Raw genomic sequence first — 23597 nt, forward strand, 5'->3', positions numbered from 1 at the left:
GTCAGCCCTCCAGGACCTGCAGGCCGGGGAGCGTCTTGCCCTCGAGGAACTCGAGAGAGGCGCCGCCGCCGGTCGAGATGTGCCCGAACTGTGAATCGTCGAAACCGAGCCGGCGCACTGCCGCCGCCGAGTCGCCGCCGCCGACGACCGACAGGCCGTCGACCGCGGTGAGCGCTTGCGCGACAGCCTTGGTGCCAGCCGCGTACGCGGGGAACTCGAACACGCCCATCGGACCGTTCCAGAAGACGGTGCGCGAACCCTCGATCAGCCGCGCGAACGCCTCCGCCGACTCGGGGCCGATGTCGAGCCCCATCTGGTCGGCCGGGATCCCGTCCGCGGCGACGATCGTCGGCGGGGCGTCGGCGGAGAACTCCGGCGCGACGACCACGTCAGTCGGAAGGAGGATCTCGACACCCTTCTCGGCGGCGCGGGCGAGGTAGCCCTGGACCCTGTCGATCTGATCCGCCTCGAGCAGCGACGTGCCGACCTCGTCCCCCTTCGCGGCGAGGAAGGTGAACACCATCCCGCCGCCGATGAGCAGCGCGTCGGCCTTCTCGAGGAGGTTGTCGATGACGCCGAGCTTGTCGGAGACCTTCGACCCGCCGAGCACGACCGCGTACGGGCGTGCGGGATCCTCGGTGAGCTGACGGAGCACCTCGACCTCGGTCAGCACTAGCCCGCCGGCTGCCGCGGGCAGCCGCGTCGCGATGTCGTACACGCTCGCCTGCTTGCGGTGGACGACGCCGAAGCCGTCGGAGACGAACGCGTCGCCCAGCTCGGCGAGCTGATCAGCGAACGTGCCACGCTCGGCGTCATCCTTGCTCGTCTCGCCCGGGTTGAAGCGGACGTTCTCGAGGACGGCGACCTGCCCGTCAGCGAGACCGGAGACGACCTCGTGGGCGGACGGGCCGACGGTGCCGGTCGCGAACGCCACGTCCTGGCCGAGGAGCTCGGCCAGCCGGGCAGCCACCGGCCCCAGCGAGTAGGCGGGATCGGGCGAGCCCTTGGGACGGCCGAGGTGAGCTAAGACGACGACCTTGGCACCGGCGTCGGCAAGCCGCAGGATCGTCGGCACGCTGGCGCGGACGCGCCCGTCATCGGTGATGGTGGTGCCGTCGAGCGGCACATTGAGGTCGCTGCGGACGAGCACGCGCTTGCCGCGCAGGTCGCCGAGGTCGTCGATGGTCTTCACGTGGCTCCCAGACTCCGTACGGGGTGGGTCGGTTCGGCCGGTCGCGTCAGAGCGACGCGCCGACGAACGACGTCAGGTCGACGAGGCGGTTGGAGTAGCCCCACTCGTTGTCGTACCAGCCGACGACCTTCACCTGGTCACCGATGACCTTGGTGAGGCCCGAGTCGAAGATGCACGACGCCGGGTCGGTCACGATGTCGGTGGAGACGATCGGGTCCTCGGTGTAGACGAGGTAGCCCTTGAGCGGGCCCTCGGCCGCCGCCTTGACGATCTCGTTGACCTCCTCGACCGTCGTCTCGCGCGCAGCGGTGAAGGTGAGGTCGGTCGCCGAGCCGGTGGGCACGGGCACGCGCAGCGCGTAGCCGTCGAGCTTGCCCTTGAGCTCGGGGAGCACGAGGCTCACGGCCTTGGCGGCACCCGTCGAGGTCGGGACGATGTTGAGGGCGGCGGCACGCGCGCGGCGCAGGTCCTTGTGGGGACCGTCCTGAAGGTTCTGATCCTGGGTGTAGGCGTGGATCGTCGTCATCAGGCCACGCTCGATGCCGAGCCCGTCGTTGAGCGCCTTCGCCATCGGCGCGAGGCAGTTGGTGGTGCACGAGGCGTTGGAGATGATCTGGTGCTTCGCCGGGTCGTACAGGTTCTCGTTGACACCCATGACGACCGTCAGGTCCTCGTTCTTGGCGGGTGCCGAGATCAGGACCTTCTTGGCGCCGGCGTCAAGGTGGGCCTTGGCCTTGGTCGCGTCGGTGAAGAAGCCGGTCGATTCGATGACGATGTCGACGCCGAGATCGCCCCACGGCAACGCCGACGGGTCGCGCTCCTCGAACGCCTTGATGCTGCGGCCACCGACCGTGATGGACGTCTCGTCGTACGAGACGTCCTCGGGCAGCCGGCCCAGGATCGAGTCGTACTTGAGGAGGGTCGCGAGGGTCTTGTTGTCGGTCAGGTCATTCACCGCGACGACCTCGAAATCAGCGCCAGAGGCCAACGCCGCCCGGTAGAAGTTGCGGCCGATCCGGCCGAATCCATTGATACCTACGCGCACGGTCACGACGCTCTCCTTCGAGGATCACTCATCGGTCTTGACGATCACCACGAGCCTATCGCGGTGCCCCGACGTCCCCTCACACGGACTCCGGGCCCGAGATCAGGCTCCGTCGGCCAGCATCTCGTCGGTCAGGCTGGCCTCCGTGTCGGGGATCCCCAGGTCGCTCGCGCGCTTGTCGGCCATGGCCAGCAGGCGGCGGATGCGGCCCGCGATCGCGTCCTTCGTCAAGGCCGGGTCATGGAGCTGGCCCAGCTCCTCCAGGCTCGCCTGCTTGTGCTCGACGCGCAACCGGCCGGCCGTCTGGAGGTGCTCCGGGACCTCGTCGGCGAGGATCTCCAGGGCCCTCTGCACGCGTGCGCCCGCAGCCACTGCGGCACGCGCCGAGCGCCGGAGGTTGGCGTCGTCGAAGTTGGCGAGGCGGTTGGCCGTCGCCCGGACCTCGCGACGCATGCGCCGCTCCTCCCACGCGAGCAGCGACTCGTGGGCGCCAAGGCGGGTGAGCAGCGCGCCGATGGCCTCGCCGTCGCGGATGACCACGCGGTCGACCCCCCGCACCTCGCGGGCCTTGCCCTGGATGCCGAGCCGGCGCGCGGCTCCGACCAGCGCCAGCGCCGCCTCCGGCCCGGGACACGTCACCTCGAGCGCGGACGAGCGACCCGGCTCTGTCAGGGACCCCCGCGCCAGGAACGCCCCGCGCCAGGCCGCGACCGCGTCGCAGGTCGCCCCGGAGACAACCTGCGGCGGCAGTCCGCGGATCGGTCGGTTGGCGCCGTCGAGGAGTCCTGTCTGGCGTGCCAGCGCGGCACCCTCGCGGACGACGCGCACCACCCAGCGGGTTCCCTTGCGGATGCCGTTGCCCTGCAGGACCTGCACCTCGCTCGCGTGGCCGTACACGTCGGCGATGTCGTTGCGCAGCCTCCGCGCGGCGGCGCCGGTGTCGACCTCCGCTTCGACGACGATCGCGCCGCCGACGAGGTGCAGACCACCGCCGAACCTCAGCAGCGACGACACCTCCGCCTTGCGGCAGCACGCTTTGGTGACCGCCGTGCTCGACAGCTCCGACTTCACCTGCGCGGTCATCGCCATGCGCCCACTCCTCGTGTCTTCCTCGCCGGCCCCCCGGCTACGTAGATACCCCTGCGCCACTGTACGCGCGCCCCCGACGTGGCGTGGCTCTCGTACGGACCCTCCGCCCGCGTCACGGACACGCATGCATGACGCGCTCGTAGGCGGCTGCGAGGCGCAGCGGATCGTGACGCGGGCTGCCGTCGCCAAGCGCGAGGTTGTCGAGCACGAGCTCGCCACCGAGTTCGGCCGCCGCCGCACGCAGATGGTCCTCGTCGGTGACCGCGGCCCGGTCGGCGAGGACCACGTCGATGGTCAGGTCGGGCGCGTGCTCGCCCAGCACCTCGAGGTGGCGCTCGGGCGAGAAGCCCTCGGTCTCGCCAGGCTGCGGCGCGAGGTTGAGGACGACCATCCGGCGGGCCGAGGTCTCATGCAGCGCGAGGGAGAGCTCGGGGACGAGGAGGTTGGGGATCACGCTCGTGAACCACGACCCTGGCCCGACGACAACCCACTCGGCCTCTCGTACGGCGGTCAGCGCCGGCGGCGAGGCGGGCGGGTCGGAGGGGTCGAGCCAGACGCTGAGGACCTCACCGGCGGTCGTCGCGACCGCTGCCTGCCCGCGGACCTCCCCGACCGAGCCGTCGGGCTGGCGGACCGACGCCGCGATGTCGAGCGGCAACGAGCTCATCGGGAGCACGCGTCCGCGTGCACCGAGCAGCTGCCCGATCAGGTCGAGCCCGTGGACGTGATCACCGAGCAGCTCCCACAGGCCCACGATGAGGAGGTTGCCGAGTGCGTGGCCGTCGAGCTCCCCTGGCGACTCGAAGCGGTGCTGGAGGACCTGTGCCCACGTCCGTCCCCACTCGTCCTCGCCGCACAGGGCGGCCAGCGCCTGCCTTAGATCGCCCGGCGGCAGGACGCCGAGCTCCTCGCGAAGGCGCCCGGAGGACCCGCCGTTGTCGGCGACCGTCACGATCGCGGTGATCGCCGCCGGAAGATAGCGCAGTGCCGACAGGCTCGCCGCCAGTCCGTGCCCGCCACCCATCGCGACGACCTTGCGCTGGGCGACCGGTGAGTGCGCGGGACCACGGCGTCGGGTCGCGGCGGTCACTCGCGCCCCAGGTCGCGGTGGATCACGAGGGTACGGACGTCGTGGGCGCGAAGCCGCTCCCCCAGCGCCTCGGCCATCGCGACACTGCGGTGCCGACCACCGGTGCACCCGATCGCGAGCGACAGAAAGCGCTTGTTCTCGCGGACGAACCCGTCCGTCAGCGTCGTCAGGAGCGCCTCGTACTGGTCGAGGAACGGGAGTGCGTCGGGCTGGCTGAGGACGAACTCGCTCACCTCGGTGTCGAGCCCGCTCAGCAGACGAAGCTCCTCGTCCCAGTACGGGTTGGGCAAGAAGCGCATGTCGGCGACCATGTCGGAGTCGACGGGGATGCCGTACTTGAACCCGAACGAGACGATCGTCGCGCGCAGCGGGTGCTCGTCGGGGCTCTCGAACGCCGTAGAGACTCGCGCCGACAGCTGGTGGACGTTGAGGCGGGTCGTGTCGATGACGAGGTCGGCCTCCGCACGCAGCTCGCGGAGCATCTCGCGCTCGACCCGGAACCCGTCGAGGAGCCGGCCCTCCGTACGGAGCGGGTGGGGCCTGCGGGCGGCCTCCTGACGGCGTACGAGCACCTCGTCGGACGCCTCCACGAAGATCACCGTCGAGCGCAGACCCTCCTTGCGCATGCGCTCAAGAGCACCCGACAGTGCGGAGAAGAACTGGCGCGAGCGCGCATCGACCACGACGCCGAGCTTGGTGGCGACGTGGTTCTGGCCGAAGAGCTCGACCGTGTCACCCAGGAGCTGGGGTGGCAGGTTGTCGACGACGAAGAACCCGAGGTCCTCCAGAACTTTGGCGACGGTGCTGCGGCCGGCACCAGTCATGCCCGTCACGAGGACGAGCTCTTCTACACCCGAGCTGCTCACGATCCCTCCTCGAGGATCTCGCCGGTCGTCATGTTGATCGAGGGAGCCGACGGCGTCGACCTGTCTCCCGCGAGAGCCTCAGCGACCGCGGTCGCCGTACGTGGTCCGAAGCCCGGCACGGCAGCGATCTCGTCCACTGTCGCGGCCCGCAGCTTCTTGAGCGAGCCGAACCTGCGGAGCAACGCCTTGCGGCGCACCTCCCCCAGCCCAGGCACGTCGTCCAGAGCGCTCTCGACCATGGTGCGGGATCGGCGACCGCGGTGGTGGGAGATCGCGAAACGGTGGGCTTCGTCTCGTACGCGCTGGAGGAGGTAGAGGCCCTCGCTCGTGCGCGGGAGGATCACCGGATCCTCCTCGTCAGGGATCCAGACCTCCTCGAGGCGCTTGGCCAGGCCGCACAGCGGGATGTCGTCGACACCGAGCGCGCGCATCGCGTCGTGCGCGGCCGCGACCTGCGGCGGGCCGCCGTCGACGACCACCAGACCGGGGGCGTACGCGAACTTGCGCGGCTTGCCGGTGTCCGGGTCGACCAGCTGCGGGCCCTCGGCCTCGGCCGGGTCCTCGACGCCGATCTCGGGCGCGGCGAGCGCGGCCCGCTCGTCGAGGTAGCGGCGGAAGCGGCGCGTGATCGTTTCGTGCATGGACGCGACGTCGTTCTGGCCCTCGACGCCGCGGATGACGAAGCGCCTGTACTCGGACTTGCGCGGGAGGCCGTCCTCGAACACGACCATCGACGCGACGACCTCGGTGCCCTGGAGGTTGGAGACGTCGTAGCACTCGATGCGCAGCGGCGCCTCCGGCAGCCCGAGCGCCACCTGGAGCTCCTCGAGCGCGCGGGTGCGGGTCGTCAGGTCGCTCGCACGCTTGGTCTTGTGGAGGACGAGCGCCTGCTTGGCGTTGCGCTCGACGGTCTCCATGAGGGCACGCTTGTCGCCGCGCTGCGGGACGCGGATCGCCACCTTGCTCCCCCGCTGCTGGGTGAGCCAGTCGGCAACCGCGTCGGCGTCGTCGGGGAGCGCCGGCACGAGGACCTCGCGCGGGATCGCGTCGGCGGGCTCGCCGTCATACAGCTTCATCATGGCCCGCTCGACCATCTCGCCCGTCCCGGCGTCGTCGGTCTTGTCGGCGACCCAGCCGCGCTGACCGCGGATACGGCCGCCTCGTACGGAGAAGATCTGGACGCCGACCTCGAGCGGGTCGTCAGCGAGCGCGATGACATCGGCGTCGGTGCCGTCGCCGAGAACGACCGCGTTCTTGTCGAGGGCCTTGCGCAGCGCGTCGATGTCGTCGCGCAGGCGTGCCGCGCGCTCGTACTCCTGCTCGCTGGCCGCCGCCTTCATGTCGCGCTCGAGGCGCCTGATGTAGGTCGAGGTGTTGCCGGCGAGGAACGAGCAGAAGTCGTCGACGATCTCGCGGTGCTCCTCGGGGCTGACCCGACCCACGCAAGGGGCGGCGCACTTGCCGATGTAGCCGAGCAGGCACGGCCGCCCGATCTGCGCCGAGCGCTTGAAGACGCCGTTGCTGCACGAGCGCATCGGGAACACCCGGAGCAGGAGGTCGACGGTCTCGCGGATCGCCCAGGCGTGGCTGTAGGGGCCGAAGTAGCGGACGCCCTTGCGCTTGGGTCCACGGCCGACAGTCACCCGCGGGAACTCCTCGTTGAGGGTCACCGCGAGCCACGGGTAGGACTTGTCGTCGCGGTACTTCACGTTGAACCGCGGGTCGTACTCCTTGATCCAGGTGTACTCCAGCTGGAGCGCCTCGACCTCGTTGGAGACGACCGTCCACTCGACGCTCGCAGCGGTCGTCACCATCTGCTGGGTGCGAGGGTGGAGTCCGGCGATGTCCTGGAAGTAGGACGAGAGCCGCGAACGCAGTGACTTGGCCTTGCCGACGTAGATCACCTGACGCTGTACGTCGCGGAACCGGTAGACGCCTGGAGCATCAGGGATGGAACCCGGCGCCGGGCGGTATGTCGCTGGATCTGCCACGTGACCAGCCTACGAGGGGACGCTGACAGCGCCGCCGACCGGCACGCGGGGCGTTGCCGTGACGACCGCCCGCGTGCCGCTGAGGCCTCAGACGAGGAAGATCGCGTCGCCCTCGACGCGGACCTCGCGCTCGGGCAGCGCCTTGGTCGCCGGTCCCTGCAGGACCTTGCCGCCGTCGGTCGAGAACTCGCTGCCGTGGCACGGGCAGGTCATCGTCGTGCGCTCGATCATGCTCACGGCACACCCCTGGTGGGTGCAGACCGACGAGAACGCCTTGAACTCGCCCTCGGTCGGCTGCGCGACGAGGACCTTCTCGCTCTCGTACACGCGTCCGCCGCCGACGGGGACGTCGGAGGTCGAGCCGAGCTCGGTGCCGGTCGCGGGCGCACCGCCGTCGGTCGTCGCTTCTGCGCTCGGAGTGGTCGCGTCGCTCTGCGGCGGGGCGCTCGTCGTTGCGTCGGAGCCCCCTCCGTCTCCCCCGCCGCCGCATGCGGCGAGGAGCCCACCGGCGGCGACGGTGCCGCCCACAAGTCCTACTCCTTGGATGACGGTACGGCGCTTCACGGTGCTGGCCCTGTCCGGAGCGTCGGTCATGCCTGGCCTCTCGTTGGCGTGCAGTGTGGTGGTGCAGTCGGTGGAACGTTCAACGATCCCCACAGGCGAGAGGTGCCCGCAACTTCGCGTGACGGGTCCGACGGGCGCACCCCCGCCGACGCGTCATGCCTTCTTGGCTGCTGCCTTCTTGGCCGGCACCTGCTTCGCAGCGGACTTTTTCGCTGCGGCCTTCTTGGCCGGCGTCTTCTTCGCCGGTGTGGGCTTCTCCGCCTCGCGTGCGGAGGCCCGCGCCGCCTTGGCGGAGGCCGTACGACCGGAGCCCTTGCGGGTACGGCCGACCGGTGCGAGGTCGAGCGCCGGCTGCAGGGTCGGCTGCTTGGCCTCGCGCCCCTCGAGGAGCGGCTTGAGGAAGTGGCCGGTGTAGCTGTCGGGATGGGCCGCGATCTCCTCGGGCGTGCCGGCAGCGACCAGCATGCCGCCGCGGTTGCCGCCCTCAGGCCCCATGTCGATCAGCCAGTCGGCGGTCTTGATGACGTCGAGGTTGTGCTCGATGACGATGACCGAGTTGCCCTGGTCGACGAGACGACCCAGCACGCCGAGCAGCTTGCGGATGTCCTCGAAGTGCAGACCCGTGGTCGGCTCGTCGAGGACGTACAGCGTGCGGCCGGTCTGACGCTTCTGGAGCTCGGCAGCGAGCTTGACCCGCTGCGCCTCGCCGCCGGACAGCGTCGGGGCCGGCTGGCCGAGACGGACGTAGCCGAGCCCGACGTCGACGAGCGTGCGCAGGTGGCGCGAGATCGCCGGGATCGCCTCGAAGAACTCCAGCGCCTCCTCGATCGGCATGTCGAGGACCTCGGCGACCGTCTTGCCCTTGTAGTGCACCTCGAGCGTCTCGCGGTTGTAGCGAGCGCCGTGGCACACCTCGCACGGGACGTAGACGTCCGGGAGGAAGTTCATCTCGATCTTGATCGTGCCGTCGCCCGAGCACGCCTCGCAGCGCCCGCCCTTGACATTGAACGAGAAGCGGCCCTGCAGGTAGCCGCGGACCTTGGCCTCGGGCGTCGCGGCGAACAGCTTGCGGACGTGGTCCCAGACGCCGGTGTAGGTGGCCGGGTTGGAGCGCGGCGTGCGGCCGATCGGCGACTGGTCGACGTGGATGATCTTGTCGACCAGCTCGACGCCGGTGATGTCCTTGTGGCGGCCCGGCAGGGTGCGGGCGTTGTGGATGGTCCGGGCGAGCGACGTATAGAGGATGTCGTTGACCAGCGTCGACTTGCCCGAGCCGGAGACACCCGTCACGGCGACCATCTGGCCGAGCGGGAACGCCACGTCGATGCCCTTGAGGTTGTGCTCGCGCGCGCCGCGCACCACGAGCTCGTGGCCCTCTCGGCGTGGGCGCCGCTCCGCCGGGACCGAGATCTCCCTGCGGCCGGACAGGTAGGCGCCGGTGATTGAGTCCTCCGACGCGAACAGCTCCTCCACCGGGCCGGACACGATGACCTGCCCGCCGTGCTCGCCGGCGCCGGGACCGATGTCGACGGCCCAGTCGGACGCCCGGATCGTGTCCTCGTCGTGCTCGACGACGATGAGGGTGTTGCCGAGGTCGCGCAGCCGCACCAGGGTCTCGATGAGGCGGTGGTTGTCGCGCTGGTGGAGCCCGATCGACGGCTCGTCGAGGACGTAGAGCACGCCGACGAGGCCGGCGCCGATCTGCGTCGCCAGCCGGATCCGCTGGGCCTCGCCGCCGGACAGCGACCCCGCCGCGCGGTCGAGGCTGAGGTAGTCGAGGCCGACGTCGAGCAGGAACCGCAGCCGTTCGTGGATCTCCTTGAGGACGTGTTGGCCGATCTGGCTCTCGCGCTCGGACATCTCGAGGTCGCTGAGGTAGCGGGCGGCCTCCTCGATGGACAGCGCGGACACCTCGGCGATGTTCTTCTCGCCGTGGGTGGCCGAGGTGACCGTCACGCCGAGGATCACGGGCTTGAGGCGCGTGCCGCCGCAGGTCGGGCACGGCACCTCGCGCATGTAGTCCTCGAAGCGCTCGCGTGTCGTGTCGGACTCTGCCTCGGCGTGCCGGCGCACGACGTACGGGATGACGCCCTCGAACGAGCTCCAGTAAGAGCGCTCACGTCCGTACCGGTTGCGGTAGTGGACATGCACCTGCGTCGGGTGGCCCTCGAGCAGAGCCTTGCGCGCCTCGGAGGGCAGGTCCTCGAACGGCGTCGCGGTCGTGAAGTCGAGCTCCTCGGCCAGGGCGTCAATCAGGCGACCGAAGTAGTCGGCGACGTGGGCGGCCGCCCACGGCGCGATCGCCCCGTCGTCGAGCGACAGGGACGGGTCGGGGACCACCAGCTCGGGGTCGACCTCCATCCGGGTGCCGAGACCGGAACACTCGGGGCATGCGCCGAACGGGGCGTTGAACGAGAACGAGCGCGGCTCGAGCTCGTCGACCGCCAGCGGGTGGTCGTTGGGGCAGGCGAGCTTCTCGGAGAACCGGCGGATGCGGTGCGGGTCGTCCTCCGGCAGGTCGACGAAGTCGAGGAGCACCAGCCCGTCGGCGAGGTTGAGCGCGGTCTCGACCGAGTCGGTGATGCGCTGCTGGGCCGACGGCTTGACCGCGAGCCGGTCGACGACGACCTCGATGTGGTGCTTCTTCTGCTTGGCGAGCGTGGGGGGCTCGTCGGCGAGACTGTGGGTCTCGCCGTCGACGCGGACGCGGCTGTAGCCCTGGGACTGCAGCTGGCGGAACAGGTCGAGGTATTCGCCCTTGCGGCCACGGATCACGGGCGCGAGCACCTGGAAGCGCGTGCCCTCGCCGAGCTCCATGATGCGGTCGACGATCTGCTGCGGGGTCTGCTTGGTGATGGCCTCGCCGCACACGGGGCAGTGCGGGTGGCCGATACGCGCGTAGAGCAGGCGGAGGTAGTCGTAGACCTCGGTGATCGTGCCGACCGTCGAGCGCGGGTTGCGCGAGGTCGACTTCTGGTCGATCGAGACCGCCGGCGACAGGCCCTCGATGAAGTCGACGTCGGGCTTGTCCATCTGCCCCAGGAACTGGCGCGCGTACGCCGACAGGCTCTCGACGTAGCGGCGCTGCCCCTCCGCGAAGATCGTGTCGAACGCGAGCGAAGACTTCCCGGAGCCCGATAGACCCGTGAAGACGATCATCGCGTCCCGTGGGAGATCAAGGGAGATGTCCTTCAGGTTGTGCTCGCGAGCGCCGCGGATGAGCAGTCGATCTGCCACGTGTTCAGCCTTCCTGGGGGTCGCGCCGGTGGGGACATCAGGGCGCGGATCGCTGCCCGAGCAGGGCTCGACCCACCTTCTCCATCGTAGCGAGGGGTCCTGACAGGAACGCAGGTCAAGACCTGGCAAGGTGGGACCATGGCGACCCCGAACGACGTGATCGACCTGGTCGACTCCCGTACGCGCGAGCTCCTCGTCGACCTCGACGGGCTCGACGACGCCGACATGCGGGCGCCGAGCCTGCTGCCCGGCTGGAGCCGCGGTCACGTGATCACCCACCTCGCCCGCAACGCCGACGCCCTCGTACGGCTGCTGACGTCGGCACGGACGGGTGAGGCGATCCCGATGTACGCCTCGGCCGAGCAGCGCGACGACGACATCGAGGCAGGCGCGGGCCGCAGCGCCGACGTACTGCTCGACGACCTCACAGAGACGTCCATCGGCTGGATCGTCGAGGCACGCGCGCTCCCGGAGGCAGCATGGTCGGCGACCGTCACCGCCCGAGGTGGCCGACAGGTCGCCGGGTCGTGGGTGCCGATGATGCGCGCGACCGAGGTCGTCCTGCACCACTACGACCTCGACCTCGGCTACACGCCCGACCGGTGGCCGCCGGGCTGGGTCTCGCTCGCGATGCACGACGCCGCCCGCGACCTGTCTGAGCGTGCCGGAGAGCCCCTCGCGCTGCGCGCCGTCGACTCCGGGCTCGGCGTCGGCGACGGCGGAGGCCGTACGGTGTCGGGGACGCAGGCCGACCTGCTGGCCTGGGTGACCCGAAGCGTCACCGGGCCCTCGCTGGCCACCACCGGCGACCTGCCCGACCTCGACGCCTGGCGCTGAGACCGTACGAACAGGAGCTCACGATGACGTACACCGGCAAGGTCACCGTCGGAGGGACGCCCGACGTCCGCGAGCTCGCGGACCTCATCGTCACCAAGGTGGCGGTCGGGCCGATGAGCAACAACGCGTACGTCCTGCGCTGCCGGCACACCGACGAGCAGGTGCTCATCGACGCGGCGAACGACGCCGGCACGCTCATCGAGGTCGTCGGAGAGTCCGGTCTCACCTCCGTCGTGACCACCCACCGCCATGGCGACCACTGGCAGGCACTCGCCGCCGTGGTCGAGGCGACGGGTGCGCGGACGATCGCGGGAGCCGAGGACGCCGAGGCGATCGGGGTGCCGATCGACGCCGTGGTGACCGACGGCGAGGAGATCGCCGTCGGACGCTCCCGCCTGCGCGTCATCCATCTCGTCGGCCACACGCCGGGGTCGATCGCGCTGCTGTACGACGACCCGGAGGGCATGCCGCACCTGTTCACCGGAGACTCGCTGTTCCCCGGCGGGGTCGGCAAGACCTGGTCGCGCGACGACTTCGCCTCGCTGATCGACGACGTAGAGCGCAAGATCTTCGACCGGCTGCCCGACGAGACGTGGTTCTATCCCGGCCACGGCGACGACTCCACGCTCGGCCAGGAGCGCCCTCACCTCGCGCAGTGGCGCGAGCGCGGCTGGTAGGCCGCGTGACGCCGCGCGCTCCAGCTCCACACCACTCAGCGCCCGACCCTGCCGCCCGGCCCCATCCCCGGCAGGATGACAGAAGATGACACTGGAGACCGAAGGGCTGTGGGTCGAGTGGCATGTCCGCCGCGACCGCGAATTCGACGACATCGCGCTGTGGGGCGGGAGCGTCTACGCGTACGACGAGACCGCGGAGAGCGAGCAGCGGGCGGTCGGGCACGCCTCGATCGTCGTGAGCTTGCGCGGGATCTTCCACGAGCGCGACGCGCTATTCGAAGCGCTCGACGCCAATAGCGGAGACCTCTCCGTGATCGCCGAGGAGCTCGGCCGACACGACGACCACGAGCTGATCCGCTGGTCCGACGGGCCAGGACTCGGCATGGTGATCGTCGAAAGCGTCGAGCTCGAGCCCGCCTATCGCGGACGCGACCTCGGCGTCGAGATCGTCCGAGACGCGCTCGCGGTGATGAGCGCAGCGACCGTCGTCCTCTATCCGGCCCCGATCGGCTCGAAATCCAAGCGCGGCGAGGAGCGCCTCCAGGCGTACTGGTCGCGGCACGGCTTCGAGCCGCTGGGCAACGGTGTCTACATCGCGTCCAACGATGACGTCCTCGCCGCGGGCGACCGGTAACCGAACGCACCCGTTCCCGCCGCCCGGCAGCCGATACCCGCATGGTCTGGCTCGACTTCGAGCGCGACGGGGTCTGCTGGCTCCGAGCTCGAGCTGTCCGCTGGCACGGCCGGCACGTCTGCGTCGCAGTCGCCGACGACAGGCTGCAGGTGCCGTATGTCTGGGTCGACGCCGTCGACGTACAGCGGCGCTAGGAGCCCGGCGGGCTCGCTGAGCCGTCTTCGATCGCATCGTCGATTTCCAGGACGGCCTCGAAGACGGTAGGCCAGTCGGTGCGCGTCATGAAGATGTCCAGTTCGCCTTGCGCGCCCCACTTCAACCTGAAGCCGATCGCCGCGAGAAGTCGAGCCTCGATGTCGGCGAGCTCGCGGATCCCGGATTCCAACTGCCCTACGGCTAGAGGAAGGCGGGCATCCGGCATCTGCTCCAGCAGCTGGGAGCGGTCGTCCCAGGTCGACGACGCGAACTCCTCCCACAGTGCTCGGACGGGTGGGGAGAACGTGTCTGGGAGTAGTTCGCGGTCCCCGGCGGAGACCTCAGCCGCGCTATACGAGAGGACCTTCCCCAGGTTCTGGACCACGGGGAGAATCCTCATCGCGGCGGCGTAGAGGTCGCCACGGTTTGTGTCGGACGGCCAGTGGTCGTTCAACGCCTCGAGGACGTCGACGCCGACCTCGAATAGGTGATGGGGCACATCGTCGGTGAAGCTCCTCGGTGTACATCCAAGATTCTCTGCGTGGAGCGCGAGCGTGATGCGGAACTCGTCGAGCGCGCACCTAGCCGAGCCGACCTCCCAGACGCGGGCATCAGAGCTTGGGCTGGTTCGCCCTTCGTCGAAACCCTCGCCTCGCCGGTGGAGCAGGAGGTGCCCGGCCTCATGTGCGGCGAGCGCGGTGACCGCCGCTCGTTCCTCCATCACGGCGTCCGCCGACAGGTAGCTGGTGGTTCCGTCGACGGTCTTGCCAGCGACCACGCCTCCACTTCGGTCGAGCGCGTAGCTGGAGTTGCCCGTCGCCTCGCGGACGGAGCGGGCGAGATCGCCGGTGAGGATGATGTTGGCGTCGTCGACCCCCATGAGCTGAACGCCAGCACGGACGTCGTCGGCGATCGCGGAGTCGAGGGTTGCCCCGTGTTCAGTGGTGATGGAGACGGTCACCCGACCAGCCTTTCACTATGGCGCGAGAGAACGAGAGAGCATCGCCCGGGCTATTGATTGCCATCCGGACACTCTCGGAGAGCTCGGCTGGTTTTCCCCAGATTCCGCCAGGGCGGGACGGAGCGAGCGGAGCGGGGGTCGCCCGGCGCCGGCGGTGCCAAAAGCCGGTCCGCGTCGGTGACGGAGTCGTGCAGATCGCGAGCGAGCTCGTGCTGAGCCGTGCGCAGCTGTGCGATCTCGTGCGCAAGCAAACTCCTGCGGCACGACTCGGGCACTGCAAGGCTGACGCGATGGACGTCGCCGTGACCGACATCGTCGCGCTCGTACTCGTCGTCGTCGCGGTGGTGCTCGCCGTCGTCGGCGGTGCGGTCGCCGCGCGCAGAGGTAGCAAGCTGATGGCGTGGCTCGTCGGCACAGGGGCGGGCGTCGTCGCCGTGCTGGCTGCGCTGGTCTTGGCTCGCGATCCCTCGACCAGCACAGCAGCGTCGTGCGATCAGCCACGGGAGCTCGCTGCCTCCTACCTGAGCAAGTTCGAGAAGGTTGAGCAGGCGGATACGCGAGCAGGCTGGGAGCACGACGGCCCGAACTGGAACTCGAGCTTCGAGCCAGGAGCCGCAGATGAGCAGCACTTGAGCCGTACGGCGGAGGCGACGACCTACCTGCGGCTCTGGGCACGAACGGTCGCGAGGAGCAAGGAGTGCTTCAAGACCGGCGACATCACCACTGCTGAATCCATGATCGAGGCGGAGATCTCGGTCAGGCCGTGAGTTCACGCGCTGACGGTGAGCGTCGACGGACCCACGCAGATCGCGCCTGAGGACCTGTTCCGTACGTTCTCGTATGCGCATGCACAGGCAGTTGGCGAACCGGGACGCTAGGTTCGCCTCCATGTTCGATGCGAGTGGTGACTGGATCACCAGCGAGCGCGGCACGGCATGGATCGATGTCGTGGGCACGACGGTGACCACCATCGGCGTCGCGGTCGCGGTCGCGGTCTACGTGACAAACACGTTCGATCGACGGCGGGCGCAGGCCCAGCTGGTGAGCGCGATCTTCGAGGACTCCGGCAAGTCGGAGTCCGAGCACGTGCTCCGCGTCCGGAACGGCTCGGACGAGCCGGTGTTCAACGTCTTCGTTTGGCTTGACCACGACGGGGGCCCGTCTGGCCCCTACTTCGTCAGCGCGGTGGCCCCCCACGATGAGGTCCCTTTCGTCGACCACGCCGAGGATCTGCACCGTCTCGGAGACATTGCCTTCGCCGCCGACATGTCCTTCACCGACGCGGCGAACCGCAAGTGGGAGCGCGCCGGGGCCGGGCACAAACTGCGCAGGGCACGTCCGTGGCGACGCAGCGCCAAGATGGCTCACCGCGCTCACGTGCATGCCGAGGACGACGCGAACGCCGAGTCAGAGCTCGACCGCTGACTCGAGCCGGTCGATCTCGTCGAGTAGGTCGCACCACTCGGAGCGGGCGGTGACGGCGGCGAGATAGAGCTGTCGCTCGAGCGCGCGCCAGAGCCAGCAGCCGCTGCTGGGCGTCGTGCGATAAACAGGGCCGCGAAGGCGCGTGGGTCCAGCGCGCGGCCTCGGCGGGCGCAGATGAGCAGCAGGGCGTCGTCGAGCGTGTCGGCGAGCTCGGGGTCGTCGGGGTCGTCGGGGTCGTCGGGGTCGAAGATCATAAGGGCGAGGGCGTCGAGCATCAGCCACAGTCCGGGTTCGCGGACGTCGCTGATCGCACCGTGCAGGGTGGAGGCGATCTCGAAGCGGACGTCGAGCGGGACGGCGTCGGGGATGGTCAGCCTGGCCACGGGGACCTAGTAGACGCCGCGCTCACGTCGGTGCTCGTAAGCACGCTGGGCGGCGACGGCACGCCGGATCAGAGTGCGCAGCGCGGGGCCGACCTTGAGGAACTTCGCGGCACGCTCGAGGGCTGCGGCGGAGTCGTGGGCGAGCTCATCCATCAGGCGGCCCCGGCTGCGGGTGTCCAGGTAGGCGAACAGCTCGCGGACGGCGGCGAGCACGAGCGGCGGGGTCGATTCGACAGCGACGCGGCTCCGGGCGCGTGCAGACTCCAGGGTGCGCGGCAGTGGCGTATCGACGGGGCGCGGCGACACGCGGCGGCCAGGGCGGCGTAGCGGTGAGCGGCACGGGGTCACGGGACTTCCTCCAGTCCGGTGAGCGGCACGACGACGGCCTCGGCGGGGACGGCTCCTTCGGGTCCGCGGGTTCCGAAGCTGCCGTCGGCGTGCTGGCGGAGTCGGTGACGAGCACGGTGCTGCCGTCTCCGTTGCGAACCACGCCGGCGCGAGACAGGGAGCCGCCGATGACACGTGACCAGACGAACGCCTCGAGCCGGTCGCGGTAGCCGAGGTCGTTGTCGTAGCGGCGTGGGGAGCCCAGATCGTCTGCAGCTCGCCGACCGCGGGGGGCAACTCAAGCGCGTTCACGGGGTCGCCTCGAGGGCGGCGACGGAGACCGCGCCGGTCGTGTTGACCGAGGCGACTCCGAAGCGGAGTGCGGCGGCATCAGTGCCGAGCTCGCCAGGACGGAGCTGGGCGAGCCGTTCGAGTTCGGCGGCACGGATCGTGACACCGCCGTGGGCGTAGGCAAGACGTGGTCGCACGACGACTTCGTGACGCTCATCTACGACGTCGAGCGCAAGATCTTCGACCGGCTCCCGGACGAGACCTGGTTCGATCCCGGGCAAGGCGACGACTCCACGCTCGGCGCCGAGCGGCACACCTCGCGGAGTGGCGAGAGCGAGGCTGGTAGCCAGCAAGACGTCGCGGTTCGCTCGCCCGCCGAACGGATCGACCCGGCCCCGGGGCTACGCGTAGTCGCGCGTGGCCTCGAGGTCTTGGATCGGCAGCATGAGCAAGCGGCCCTCGACCGGAGACGGCAGGAACCCGCGATCCCGATACCAGGTCACGAGCTCGTCCCGCAGCGCGTGCACCAGCAGCACCTTCGCACCAGCGAGCTCGGCGATCTGAAGCGTCCGGAGGACGGCGTCGGCCAGCAGCAGGTCGCCGACGTGCTTGTATGCATACTTCTCGTCCCGTCCCATGCGCCCCAGAAGCACGCCCGGGATCTCGAATGGCGGCATTCCCTCGGCTACCTCTGCGGCAGCCGTCGACTTCTGCAGGCTTGCAAGGGAGAGAGCGTAGTAGCCGATCACAGCGGGATCGTCGCCGTCGACCAGAACGAAGGTGCGTGATGACCGGCGGGCCTGGTTCGGTAGCGCGTAGCGCTTCAGCCAGTCGGCTATCGAATGCTCCCGGCATGTGAAGGCGCTGACGTCATGACGCGATGCCAGCGGCTCGAAGTGCCAGTCCCCGGTCACTGACGGATGTACTTCGCGTGCAGCCGGAGGCTCTCGGCGAGCTGAGGACGGACGGTGGCTGGGCGGTCCAAGACGGCGACGAGCTCGTCCCAGCGGGAGCCTGTGAGCTCGAAGACGCGCTGGTCGGCCAGCACGTCGTTGGCGCGGTCGCTGAGCGCGGTCACGGCGAAGTCGGACACCGTTCGGTGCTCCACCTCGGCAGCGCTGCGGATGAGGTCCATCTGCTCTTTCGTCAGCCTCACATGGAGGCGTTCATCCTTAGCCATGCCTCAAGTGTGCACACAATGGGCACACGAGCACAACCGTGCCGTCTCGCAGCCACGCGTCTCAGGCAGCCGGGACGTCGCACGCGGCCAGGACGGGACCACCGTCGCCTGCCGTCACCTCCGCACCGGTGAACTCCGCGTTCACCGACCCGACACGGACACGACGGCCTCGCAGTAGCCCTGCGCTTCCGTCTGGCTCGCCGGCGCATCTGCGAGATCGGTGACGACCGTGACCCGCGGCGCGTTGTCGTCGCTGAACTTCTTGATGTGCTGCCACTTCGGTTGGTTCGGCCACCCGTACGACATGGAGAACGCGTCCTCGACCTGGCTGGCCAGGCTTGGCTGCGCCGTCGTCGCCAGCGTCGTCGTCTCGGTGGCGGAGGGTTCGTCGTCCGCCGAATCGTCGCCGTCGGAGCAGCCGGCGAGGACGATGAGCGCGACAATCCTCACCGCTGACGCAACTCGTCTCCTCATGCCCCCAGTGCAACCGATCGCACGGAGCCACGCCAGCCGAGTCCACCCGTCAGGCAGCCGCCTGGTCGCCGGCGAGCGCGTGGGCGACGAGACGAGCGTCATCGCCCACGCCCCACACCAGGGACGAGCGGCGGTTGCGCAGGAAGTGCACCCCGCAGAAGAAGAGGCCGGGAACCCGGTCGTGAGGTCGTCTGCGGTCACAGGGAACCCGTACGGGTCGAACACCGGGAAGTGCACCCAGCGCGCGTGGTCCGGCCGGAAGCCGGTCGTGACGAGGACGGCGTCGATCGCCGAGACCGGCATCTTGAGCAGCGGTTCTGCGACGAAAGGCGCCGGCTCAGGAAGGTCCGGCGCGTCGGCGCCGAGTCGCTCGTGCAGGACACGTCGGGCGTCGGCGAGGCGCGCATCGCCGAACGCGACCGACGCCGCGAGGTCGTCGGCGAAGCTGACCGTCCCGTCGATGACGCCGAGCAGGTGCCCGGTGAGCGTGACACCTCGCTCCTGGAGCACGCGGTAGTGCAGGTCGTGGCCGCCACCGGCGCCGGTCGCCTGCACGTTGGCGAGCAGGCGCATCTGCGGACTTGGGAGGGCCGAGAGCGGCTGGTCGAAATAGCCGGCACGCTCGAGCCACGTCACGATGTCGACGCCGTCGATCCGCCGCGGGACCCAGGGCGCCCGACCGCAGGCGAGCACGACGTCGCGACCTGCCTGGTGCAGCTCCTCGGCGAGCTGGACGCCGGTCTGCCCCGAACCGACCACGAGGATCCTCCCTTCAGGAAGGTCGGACGGGTCGCGGTACGCCGTCGCGTCGAGGACGGGGGTCGTCCGGGCGAGCTCGGCGGCAGCCGCGGGGACGTGCGGGCGCGGGTAGGCCCCCGTACAGAGGACGACCGAGTCCGCGTCGAGGTCCCCGTCGTCGGTACGGAGCCGGAAGCGCGCCGTGCTCCCCCGGTCGACCGACGTGACCGCCACGCCCTCCCGTACCGGGGCCACGTCGAGGTCGGCGTAGTCCTGGAGGAAGGCCACGATCTCGTCCCGCCCGACGTGGCCCTCGGGCTCGTCGCCGTCGCCGGCTCCCGGGGAGGCGGAGCGTCCAGTTCGGGGTGACGAGGGTGGAGCTGTCCCACCGGTTGCGCCAAGCGCGCGCCACCTGGTCACGCTCGAGGACGACATAGTCGACGCCCGCCTCGCGCAGCTCGTGGCTGACAGCGAGCCCGGCCTGTCCCGCACCGACGACGATCGTGGTCATCGCACCCTCCTCGTACGCCCCGTGATCGACGATGCCCCCTCCCGAAGCGATCCGGGAGGGGGCACGCAATCTCGTACGGAGGTCAGGCGGCGGCAGCCACTCCGCGCTCGGTGAGCGCGGCGAGCTCGGCCGTGCCCATCCGCAGGGTGGGATCGCGCTCCTCCATGAAGACGTCGTACGAACGGTCCACGGCCAGCGCCATCGGCGGAGCGGCCGGCAGCGACGCGATCGCCGCCTCGGCCTCCGCACTCTGGGCTTCCTCGCGATCGGCACGCTTCTTGCCCGCGATCATCCAGAGCGCTTGGCCGCCGATGACGACCCAGATGAGGTTCGCCGCAGCCGAGGGCCACACGTGGTTGAACGCCGCAACACCCCCCATGAGGCCGGCGCCCAGGAGGTTCGCCGTCTGGTAGCGCGCCGAGGAGGCGCTCCACCGGCCACGGCTGACGAGTAGGTACGCGGCAGCGCCCGCGACGGCGCCAAACCACCCGAGGGCGGTGACGAAGTCAGCGAACGAGAACATGTGCGGCTCCGAGAGGTCGTACTGGGTGGGAAGGGGTGTCGCCTGCTGCCTCACCGCGAGGCCCCGGCGGCGACTCGTTCAGTCTGCGTGCGGATCGCATTTAGCACAATCGACCCTTTCTTGATCCGGCGTTTAGTATTACTAAATGCCTTCCCTCGACCCCCGCCGTCTCGCGTACTTGCTGGCCGTCTATCGGACGGGCGGCATCCTGGCGGCAGCAGATGAGTTGCATGTCACACCGTCAGCGGTCTCCCAGCAGATCGCACGACTGGAGTCGGAGGAGGGTCTCGACGTGCTCGTACGCGGTCCGCGCGGCGTCACCCTCACTCCCGCCGGCCGCGTTCTCGCCGAGACGGCCGAGCGGATCGAGTCCGAGCTCGTCGAGGCCCGCAAGACGCTCGCGACGATGGGCGAGGAAGTCTCGGGACGGGTCGCGGTCGGAGCGTTCCAGACGTCCATCCAGGCGATCGTGGGCCCGTCGCTGAGCAGGGTCCGCGAGGAGTTTCCGGGTATCGACGTCGTCGTCGCCGAGCACGAGCCCGACGACGCGCTCCGCCTGCTGCGCGCCGGCGAGCTCGATCTCGCGCTCGTCGAGCAGGACGAGGACTCCCCCGTCGGCGCGCCTCGAGGGATGAACGACGTCATCCTCCTCGACGAGCCGTGGCGCGTCGTCATCCCCGCTGCCTTCCCGACCCCGACGCAGCTGGCCGATCTCGCCGACGCCACGTGGCTCGGCGCCGAGAAGCAGGTGGCGGCGGCGCGCGCGCTCGTACGGCTCGCGGGGACGTTCGGCGGTCGGCTCCGTACGGCGCACGAGTTCTCCAGCTTCGAGGCGGCGCACGCGCTCGTCGCTGCAGGCGAGGGCGTCGCGATGGTCCCCGCGCTCGCCCTCAAGCAGGACCTCGCGACCGGCGTCGAGGTCGTGTCACTTCCCGGCCTCGGGTCGCGCCGCGTCGTCGCCCGCCACCGCCAGACCCGGCGCGAGCCCGGCGCCGCCGTGTCGGCCGTCCTCGAGACGCTCCTCGTCACCGCAGCAGGCGTGGAGCTGACGTAGGGCTACTCGACCAGCGGCGGGGGTGGCGGCCCCGCAGGGCGCAGGCGCTTCGCCTCGACCCACTGCTCGACCAGGGTCCCCTCCCCCTGCTTGCCGGGCACGAACGCAACGCGCGCGACCCAGCCCTGGGACTCGCGGCGCCACTCGATGACGAGACCGGGGTACGCGTCGGCCTCGTACCGGCTCAACGACACCCACACGTGTCGGACCGCGCCGCCGTCGCGCGGCTCGACGGCACGCCCGTCGCTGCCGTACCGCCTGTTCGTTCCCACGGCCACAGGATACGACGGGACTCGAACACATGTTCGATGTCCTCCCCTATTGGCGAGCCGGATTGCACCCATACGCCACGAGCACGAGAGTGGGGCAGGACCGAACGACGAGGAGCGTCATGACCGATAGCAGGCCCGATGCCACTGCCACCGACGAGGGCCGCGCCCCGGAGCTCCGCCGGTTCCTCACCCCCAAGTTGCTCCTGCTCTTCATCGTCGGAGACATCCTCGGCACCGGCGTCTACGCCCTCACCGGCGACGTCGCGGCCGAGGTCGGCGGCGCGGCCTGGCTGCCGTTCATCCTGGCCTTCGTGATCGCGACGCTGACGGCCTTCTCCTACCTCGAGCTCGTCACGAAGTATCCCCAGGCCGCCGGTGCCGCGCTCTACACCCACAAGGCGTTCGGGATCCACTTCCTGACCTTCCTCGTCGCCTTCACCGTGATGTCGTCGGGGATCACGTCCGCCTCGACCGCATCGCGGCTGGTCGCCCGCAGCGTCGACCAGGGGTTCAACCTGAGCTTGGACAAGACCGGCATCCTCCTCGTCGCGCTGGCGTTCATCGTCCTGCTGGCGCTGATCAACCTGCGCGGTGTCGCGCACGGCGTGCTCACCAACGTGGCGCTCACGTTCATCGAGCTCACTGGCCTGGCGCTCGTCATCCTCGTCGGGATCTGGGCAATGACGCAGGGGGACGCCGACTTCTCCCGAGTGGTCGCGTTCGACACGCCTGACGAGAAGAACGTCTTCCTCGCAGTGACGACGGCGACCTCGCTGGCGTTCTTCGCGATGGTGGGCTTCGAGGATGCGGTCAACATGGCCGAGGAGACGAAGGACCCCGTCCGCACGTTCCCTCGCATCATGCTGACGGGCCTTTCGATCACGGGCATCATCTATGTCCTCGTGTCCATCACCGCCGTCGCGCTCGTCCCGGTCGGCGAGCTCGCCGCCTCGGAGACGCCGCTGCTCACCGTCGTCGAACGCGGCGCCCCGGACGTCCCGATCGACGAGATCTATCCGTTCATCACGATGTTCGCCGTCGCCAACACTGCACTGATCAACATGTTGATGGCCAGTCGGCTCATCTACGGCATGGCCAAGCAGCGCGTGCTCCCGCCGGGACTCGCCCATGTAGGTGCGCGCCGCCAGACGCCATGGGTCGCGATCCTCTTCACGACCGTGATCGCGTGCGGCCTCATCACGTACGTGTTCAGCGCCAGCGACGACGCGATCGCCACGCTCGGCGGGACGACGGCCCTGCTCCTGCTGGGGGTGTTCACCATCGTGAACATCACGGTGCTGGTCCTGCGACGCGACCCGGTCGACGACGACCACTTCGTGACCCCCACCGTGCTCCCGGTCATCGCCGGCGTGACGTCGCTCTACCTCGTGACGCCACTCTCCGGGCGTCCTGCCGAGCAGTACGAGGTCGCCGGACTGCTCCTCGGCATCGGCGTCGTGCTCTGGGCGATCACGTGGGTCGTCAACCGCGCGGCGTACGGGGCCAAGACCTACGTGAAGGACCCCAGCGAGCTCGAATGAGAGCCCACCGGGGTCCGGGTGTCACGTCAGGCGAGGCGTCACCAGAACTTCTTGCGCCACCACCGCGGGAAGTGCCCGATGGCACCCTTCCTGGCGTACCGGTCGCTCCTGGCGAACCCCTGCCACTTCTCGCGCTTGAGCTTGTTGTTCAGACCGAGCTTGCGGGAGCAGCCGGGCCATGCGCCCCAGCCCTGCCCCTTGAGGACCTTCTCGGCGACCGCGATCTGCTCGCGCCGCTTGGCCTTGTGGGCGTACGAGGCGTACTTCTTGCCGCCGTACGCACGCCAGGTGCCCGCGCTGAACTGGAGGCCACCGTGGTAGCCGTTGCCGGTGTTGATGCGCCAGCGCTTGCCTGACTCGCACTTGGCGAGGCGCTCCCAGGTCTTGTCCTTGGCTGCGTTGGCGGGCGTGCTGGTGAAGACCAGCATCCCCAGAACCATGCCGGCGAGCGCCAGCGTGAGAGCGACGCCACGACGGGCGACGCGGAGGGCGTTGAACAT

The 23597-nt window shown here is 69.7% G+C and carries 25 protein-coding genes; 7 read left to right on the forward strand and 18 right to left on the reverse strand.

What is annotated here, in order from left to right; genetic code table 11:
* Position 1: 1 nt before the first annotated feature.
* The 8 genes from HCT63_RS07995 to uvrA form a co-directional block, all read right to left on the reverse strand.
* Positions 2-1192, reverse strand: a complete 1191-nt coding sequence (locus HCT63_RS07995) for a phosphoglycerate kinase (protein ID WP_167003001.1) — start codon at positions 1190-1192, stop codon at positions 2-4.
* Between the two features lie 46 nt (positions 1193-1238).
* Complete coding sequence (gap, locus tag HCT63_RS08000; RefSeq protein WP_167003003.1) at positions 1239-2243, reverse strand: type I glyceraldehyde-3-phosphate dehydrogenase; 1005 nt, start codon at positions 2241-2243, stop codon at positions 1239-1241.
* A 96-nt stretch (positions 2244-2339) separates the two neighbouring features.
* Entirely contained in the window at positions 2340-3326 is a 987-nt protein-coding gene (gene whiA, locus HCT63_RS08005; protein ID WP_167003005.1) for a DNA-binding protein WhiA, read from the reverse strand.
* Between the two features lie 112 nt (positions 3327-3438).
* Entirely contained in the window at positions 3439-4350 is a 912-nt protein-coding gene (yvcK, locus tag HCT63_RS08010) for a uridine diphosphate-N-acetylglucosamine-binding protein YvcK (RefSeq protein ID WP_167004816.1), read from the reverse strand.
* 62 nt (positions 4351-4412) lie between these two features.
* On the reverse strand, positions 4413-5282 hold the full coding sequence (gene rapZ, locus HCT63_RS08015) for an RNase adapter RapZ (RefSeq protein ID WP_347877928.1): 870 nt from the start codon (positions 5280-5282) through the stop codon (positions 4413-4415).
* A complete protein-coding gene (gene uvrC, locus HCT63_RS08020) occupies positions 5279-7273 on the reverse strand; it encodes an excinuclease ABC subunit UvrC (protein ID WP_167003007.1) in 1995 nt (664 codons plus the stop codon). Before uvrC ends, rapZ begins: the two co-directional genes overlap by 4 nt.
* Positions 7274-7360: 87 nt before the next feature.
* The gene (locus HCT63_RS08025) at positions 7361-7867 is read right to left on the reverse strand and encodes a Rieske (2Fe-2S) protein (RefSeq protein ID WP_167003009.1); all 507 of its coding nucleotides are present in this window, start codon (positions 7865-7867) and stop codon (positions 7361-7363) included.
* A gap of 123 nt (positions 7868-7990) precedes the next feature.
* Complete coding sequence (uvrA, locus tag HCT63_RS08030; RefSeq protein ID WP_167003011.1) at positions 7991-11074, reverse strand: excinuclease ABC subunit UvrA; 3084 nt, start codon at positions 11072-11074, stop codon at positions 7991-7993.
* A gap of 138 nt (positions 11075-11212) precedes the next feature.
* On the opposite strand from uvrA, the gene HCT63_RS08035 reads away from it, so the two are divergent.
* From HCT63_RS08035 to HCT63_RS08045, 3 genes are all read left to right on the forward strand, one after another.
* A complete protein-coding gene (locus HCT63_RS08035) occupies positions 11213-11911 on the forward strand; it encodes a maleylpyruvate isomerase family mycothiol-dependent enzyme (protein WP_167003013.1) in 699 nt (232 codons plus the stop codon).
* A gap of 23 nt (positions 11912-11934) precedes the next feature.
* Positions 11935-12588: an MBL fold metallo-hydrolase gene (locus HCT63_RS08040; protein ID WP_167003015.1), complete on the forward strand. Its 654-nt coding sequence runs from the start codon at positions 11935-11937 to the stop codon at positions 12586-12588.
* 85 nt (positions 12589-12673) lie between these two features.
* Positions 12674-13222, forward strand: a complete 549-nt coding sequence (locus HCT63_RS08045; RefSeq protein ID WP_167003017.1) for a hypothetical protein — start codon at positions 12674-12676, stop codon at positions 13220-13222.
* Between the two features lie 190 nt (positions 13223-13412).
* On the opposite strand, the gene HCT63_RS08050 is transcribed toward HCT63_RS08045, so the two are convergent.
* Positions 13413-14378 (reverse strand): hypothetical protein, encoded by a 966-nt coding sequence (locus HCT63_RS08050; protein WP_167003019.1) that lies wholly within the window; start codon positions 14376-14378, stop codon positions 13413-13415.
* Between the two features lie 188 nt (positions 14379-14566).
* Here HCT63_RS08050 and HCT63_RS08055 point away from each other — a divergent pair, with 188 nt between their 5' ends.
* Positions 14567-15145, forward strand: a complete 579-nt coding sequence (locus tag HCT63_RS08055; RefSeq protein WP_167003021.1) for a hypothetical protein — start codon at positions 14567-14569, stop codon at positions 15143-15145.
* Positions 15146-15266: 121 nt separating this feature from the next.
* Entirely contained in the window at positions 15267-15803 is a 537-nt protein-coding gene (locus HCT63_RS08060) for a hypothetical protein (protein WP_167003023.1), read from the forward strand.
* On the opposite strand, the gene HCT63_RS08065 is transcribed toward HCT63_RS08060, so the two are convergent.
* From HCT63_RS08065 to HCT63_RS20245, 7 genes are all read right to left on the reverse strand, one after another.
* Complete coding sequence (locus tag HCT63_RS08065; RefSeq protein WP_167003025.1) at positions 15752-16186, reverse strand: hypothetical protein; 435 nt, start codon at positions 16184-16186, stop codon at positions 15752-15754. The two genes, HCT63_RS08060 and HCT63_RS08065, sit on opposite strands and share 52 nt — an antisense overlap.
* A gap of 6 nt (positions 16187-16192) precedes the next feature.
* The gene (locus tag HCT63_RS08070) at positions 16193-16399 is read right to left on the reverse strand and encodes a hypothetical protein (RefSeq protein WP_167003027.1); all 207 of its coding nucleotides are present in this window, start codon (positions 16397-16399) and stop codon (positions 16193-16195) included.
* Between the two features lie 422 nt (positions 16400-16821).
* A complete protein-coding gene (locus tag HCT63_RS08075) occupies positions 16822-17001 on the reverse strand; it encodes a hypothetical protein (protein ID WP_167003029.1) in 180 nt (59 codons plus the stop codon).
* A 204-nt stretch (positions 17002-17205) separates the two neighbouring features.
* Positions 17206-17718, reverse strand: coding sequence for a GNAT family N-acetyltransferase (locus HCT63_RS08085; RefSeq protein WP_167003031.1), 513 nt, complete (start codon positions 17716-17718; stop codon positions 17206-17208).
* On the reverse strand, positions 17715-17984 hold the full coding sequence (locus HCT63_RS08090; RefSeq protein WP_167003033.1) for a DUF1778 domain-containing protein: 270 nt from the start codon (positions 17982-17984) through the stop codon (positions 17715-17717). Before HCT63_RS08090 ends, HCT63_RS08085 begins: the two co-directional genes overlap by 4 nt.
* 141 nt (positions 17985-18125) lie before the next feature.
* Complete coding sequence (locus tag HCT63_RS08095) at positions 18126-19631, reverse strand: NAD(P)-binding domain-containing protein (protein WP_279587730.1); 1506 nt, start codon at positions 19629-19631, stop codon at positions 18126-18128.
* 158 nt (positions 19632-19789) lie between these two features.
* Positions 19790-20230 (reverse strand): hypothetical protein, encoded by a 441-nt coding sequence (locus tag HCT63_RS20245; RefSeq protein ID WP_208322339.1) that lies wholly within the window; start codon positions 20228-20230, stop codon positions 19790-19792.
* A 145-nt stretch (positions 20231-20375) separates the two neighbouring features.
* Here HCT63_RS20245 and HCT63_RS08110 point away from each other — a divergent pair, with 145 nt between their 5' ends.
* Positions 20376-21284 (forward strand): LysR family transcriptional regulator, encoded by a 909-nt coding sequence (locus tag HCT63_RS08110; RefSeq protein WP_167003037.1) that lies wholly within the window; start codon positions 20376-20378, stop codon positions 21282-21284.
* Between the two features lie 2 nt (positions 21285-21286).
* Here HCT63_RS08110 and HCT63_RS08115 read toward each other — a convergent pair whose 3' ends face one another.
* On the reverse strand, positions 21287-21556 hold the full coding sequence (locus HCT63_RS08115; RefSeq protein ID WP_167003038.1) for a hypothetical protein: 270 nt from the start codon (positions 21554-21556) through the stop codon (positions 21287-21289).
* A gap of 119 nt (positions 21557-21675) precedes the next feature.
* On the opposite strand from HCT63_RS08115, the gene HCT63_RS08120 reads away from it, so the two are divergent.
* A complete protein-coding gene (locus HCT63_RS08120) occupies positions 21676-23097 on the forward strand; it encodes an APC family permease (protein ID WP_167003041.1) in 1422 nt (473 codons plus the stop codon).
* A gap of 38 nt (positions 23098-23135) precedes the next feature.
* Here HCT63_RS08120 and HCT63_RS20685 read toward each other — a convergent pair whose 3' ends face one another.
* Complete coding sequence (locus tag HCT63_RS20685) at positions 23136-23597, reverse strand: transglycosylase family protein (protein ID WP_167003043.1); 462 nt, start codon at positions 23595-23597, stop codon at positions 23136-23138.

It is taken from the genome of Mumia sp. ZJ430, from assembly GCF_011751845.1.
In the GTDB taxonomy this organism is placed as follows: domain Bacteria; phylum Actinomycetota; class Actinomycetes; order Propionibacteriales; family Nocardioidaceae; genus Mumia.

Excerpts from the sequence above, each read along its gene's own strand:
- whiA (WP_167003005.1), bottom strand. The coding sequence starts at position 3,326 with ATGGCGATGACCGCGCAGGTGAAGTCGGAGCTGTCGAGCACGGCGGTC.
- yvcK (WP_167004816.1), bottom strand. The coding sequence starts at position 4,350 with ATGGGTGGCGGGCACGGACTGGCGGCGAGCCTGTCGGCACTGCGCTAT.
- HCT63_RS08025 (WP_167003009.1), bottom strand. The coding sequence starts at position 7,867 with ATGACCGACGCTCCGGACAGGGCCAGCACCGTGAAGCGCCGTACCGTC.
- HCT63_RS08035 (WP_167003013.1), top strand. The coding sequence starts at position 11,213 with ATGGCGACCCCGAACGACGTGATCGACCTGGTCGACTCCCGTACGCGC.
- HCT63_RS08040 (WP_167003015.1), top strand. The coding sequence starts at position 11,935 with ATGACGTACACCGGCAAGGTCACCGTCGGAGGGACGCCCGACGTCCGC.
- HCT63_RS08045 (WP_167003017.1), top strand. The coding sequence starts at position 12,674 with ATGACACTGGAGACCGAAGGGCTGTGGGTCGAGTGGCATGTCCGCCGC.
- HCT63_RS08060 (WP_167003023.1), top strand. The coding sequence starts at position 15,267 with ATGTTCGATGCGAGTGGTGACTGGATCACCAGCGAGCGCGGCACGGCA.
- HCT63_RS08090 (WP_167003033.1), bottom strand. The coding sequence starts at position 17,984 with ATGGCTAAGGATGAACGCCTCCATGTGAGGCTGACGAAAGAGCAGATG.
- HCT63_RS08095 (WP_279587730.1), bottom strand. The coding sequence starts at position 19,631 with ATGTCGTCCTCGAGCGTGACCAGGTGGCGCGCGCTTGGCGCAACCGGT.
- HCT63_RS20245 (WP_208322339.1), bottom strand. The coding sequence starts at position 20,230 with ATGTTCTCGTTCGCTGACTTCGTCACCGCCCTCGGGTGGTTTGGCGCC.
- HCT63_RS08110 (WP_167003037.1), top strand. The coding sequence starts at position 20,376 with ATGCCTTCCCTCGACCCCCGCCGTCTCGCGTACTTGCTGGCCGTCTAT.
- HCT63_RS08120 (WP_167003041.1), top strand. The coding sequence starts at position 21,676 with ATGACCGATAGCAGGCCCGATGCCACTGCCACCGACGAGGGCCGCGCC.
- HCT63_RS20685 (WP_167003043.1), bottom strand. The coding sequence starts at position 23,597 with ATGTTCAACGCCCTCCGCGTCGCCCGTCGTGGCGTCGCTCTCACGCTG.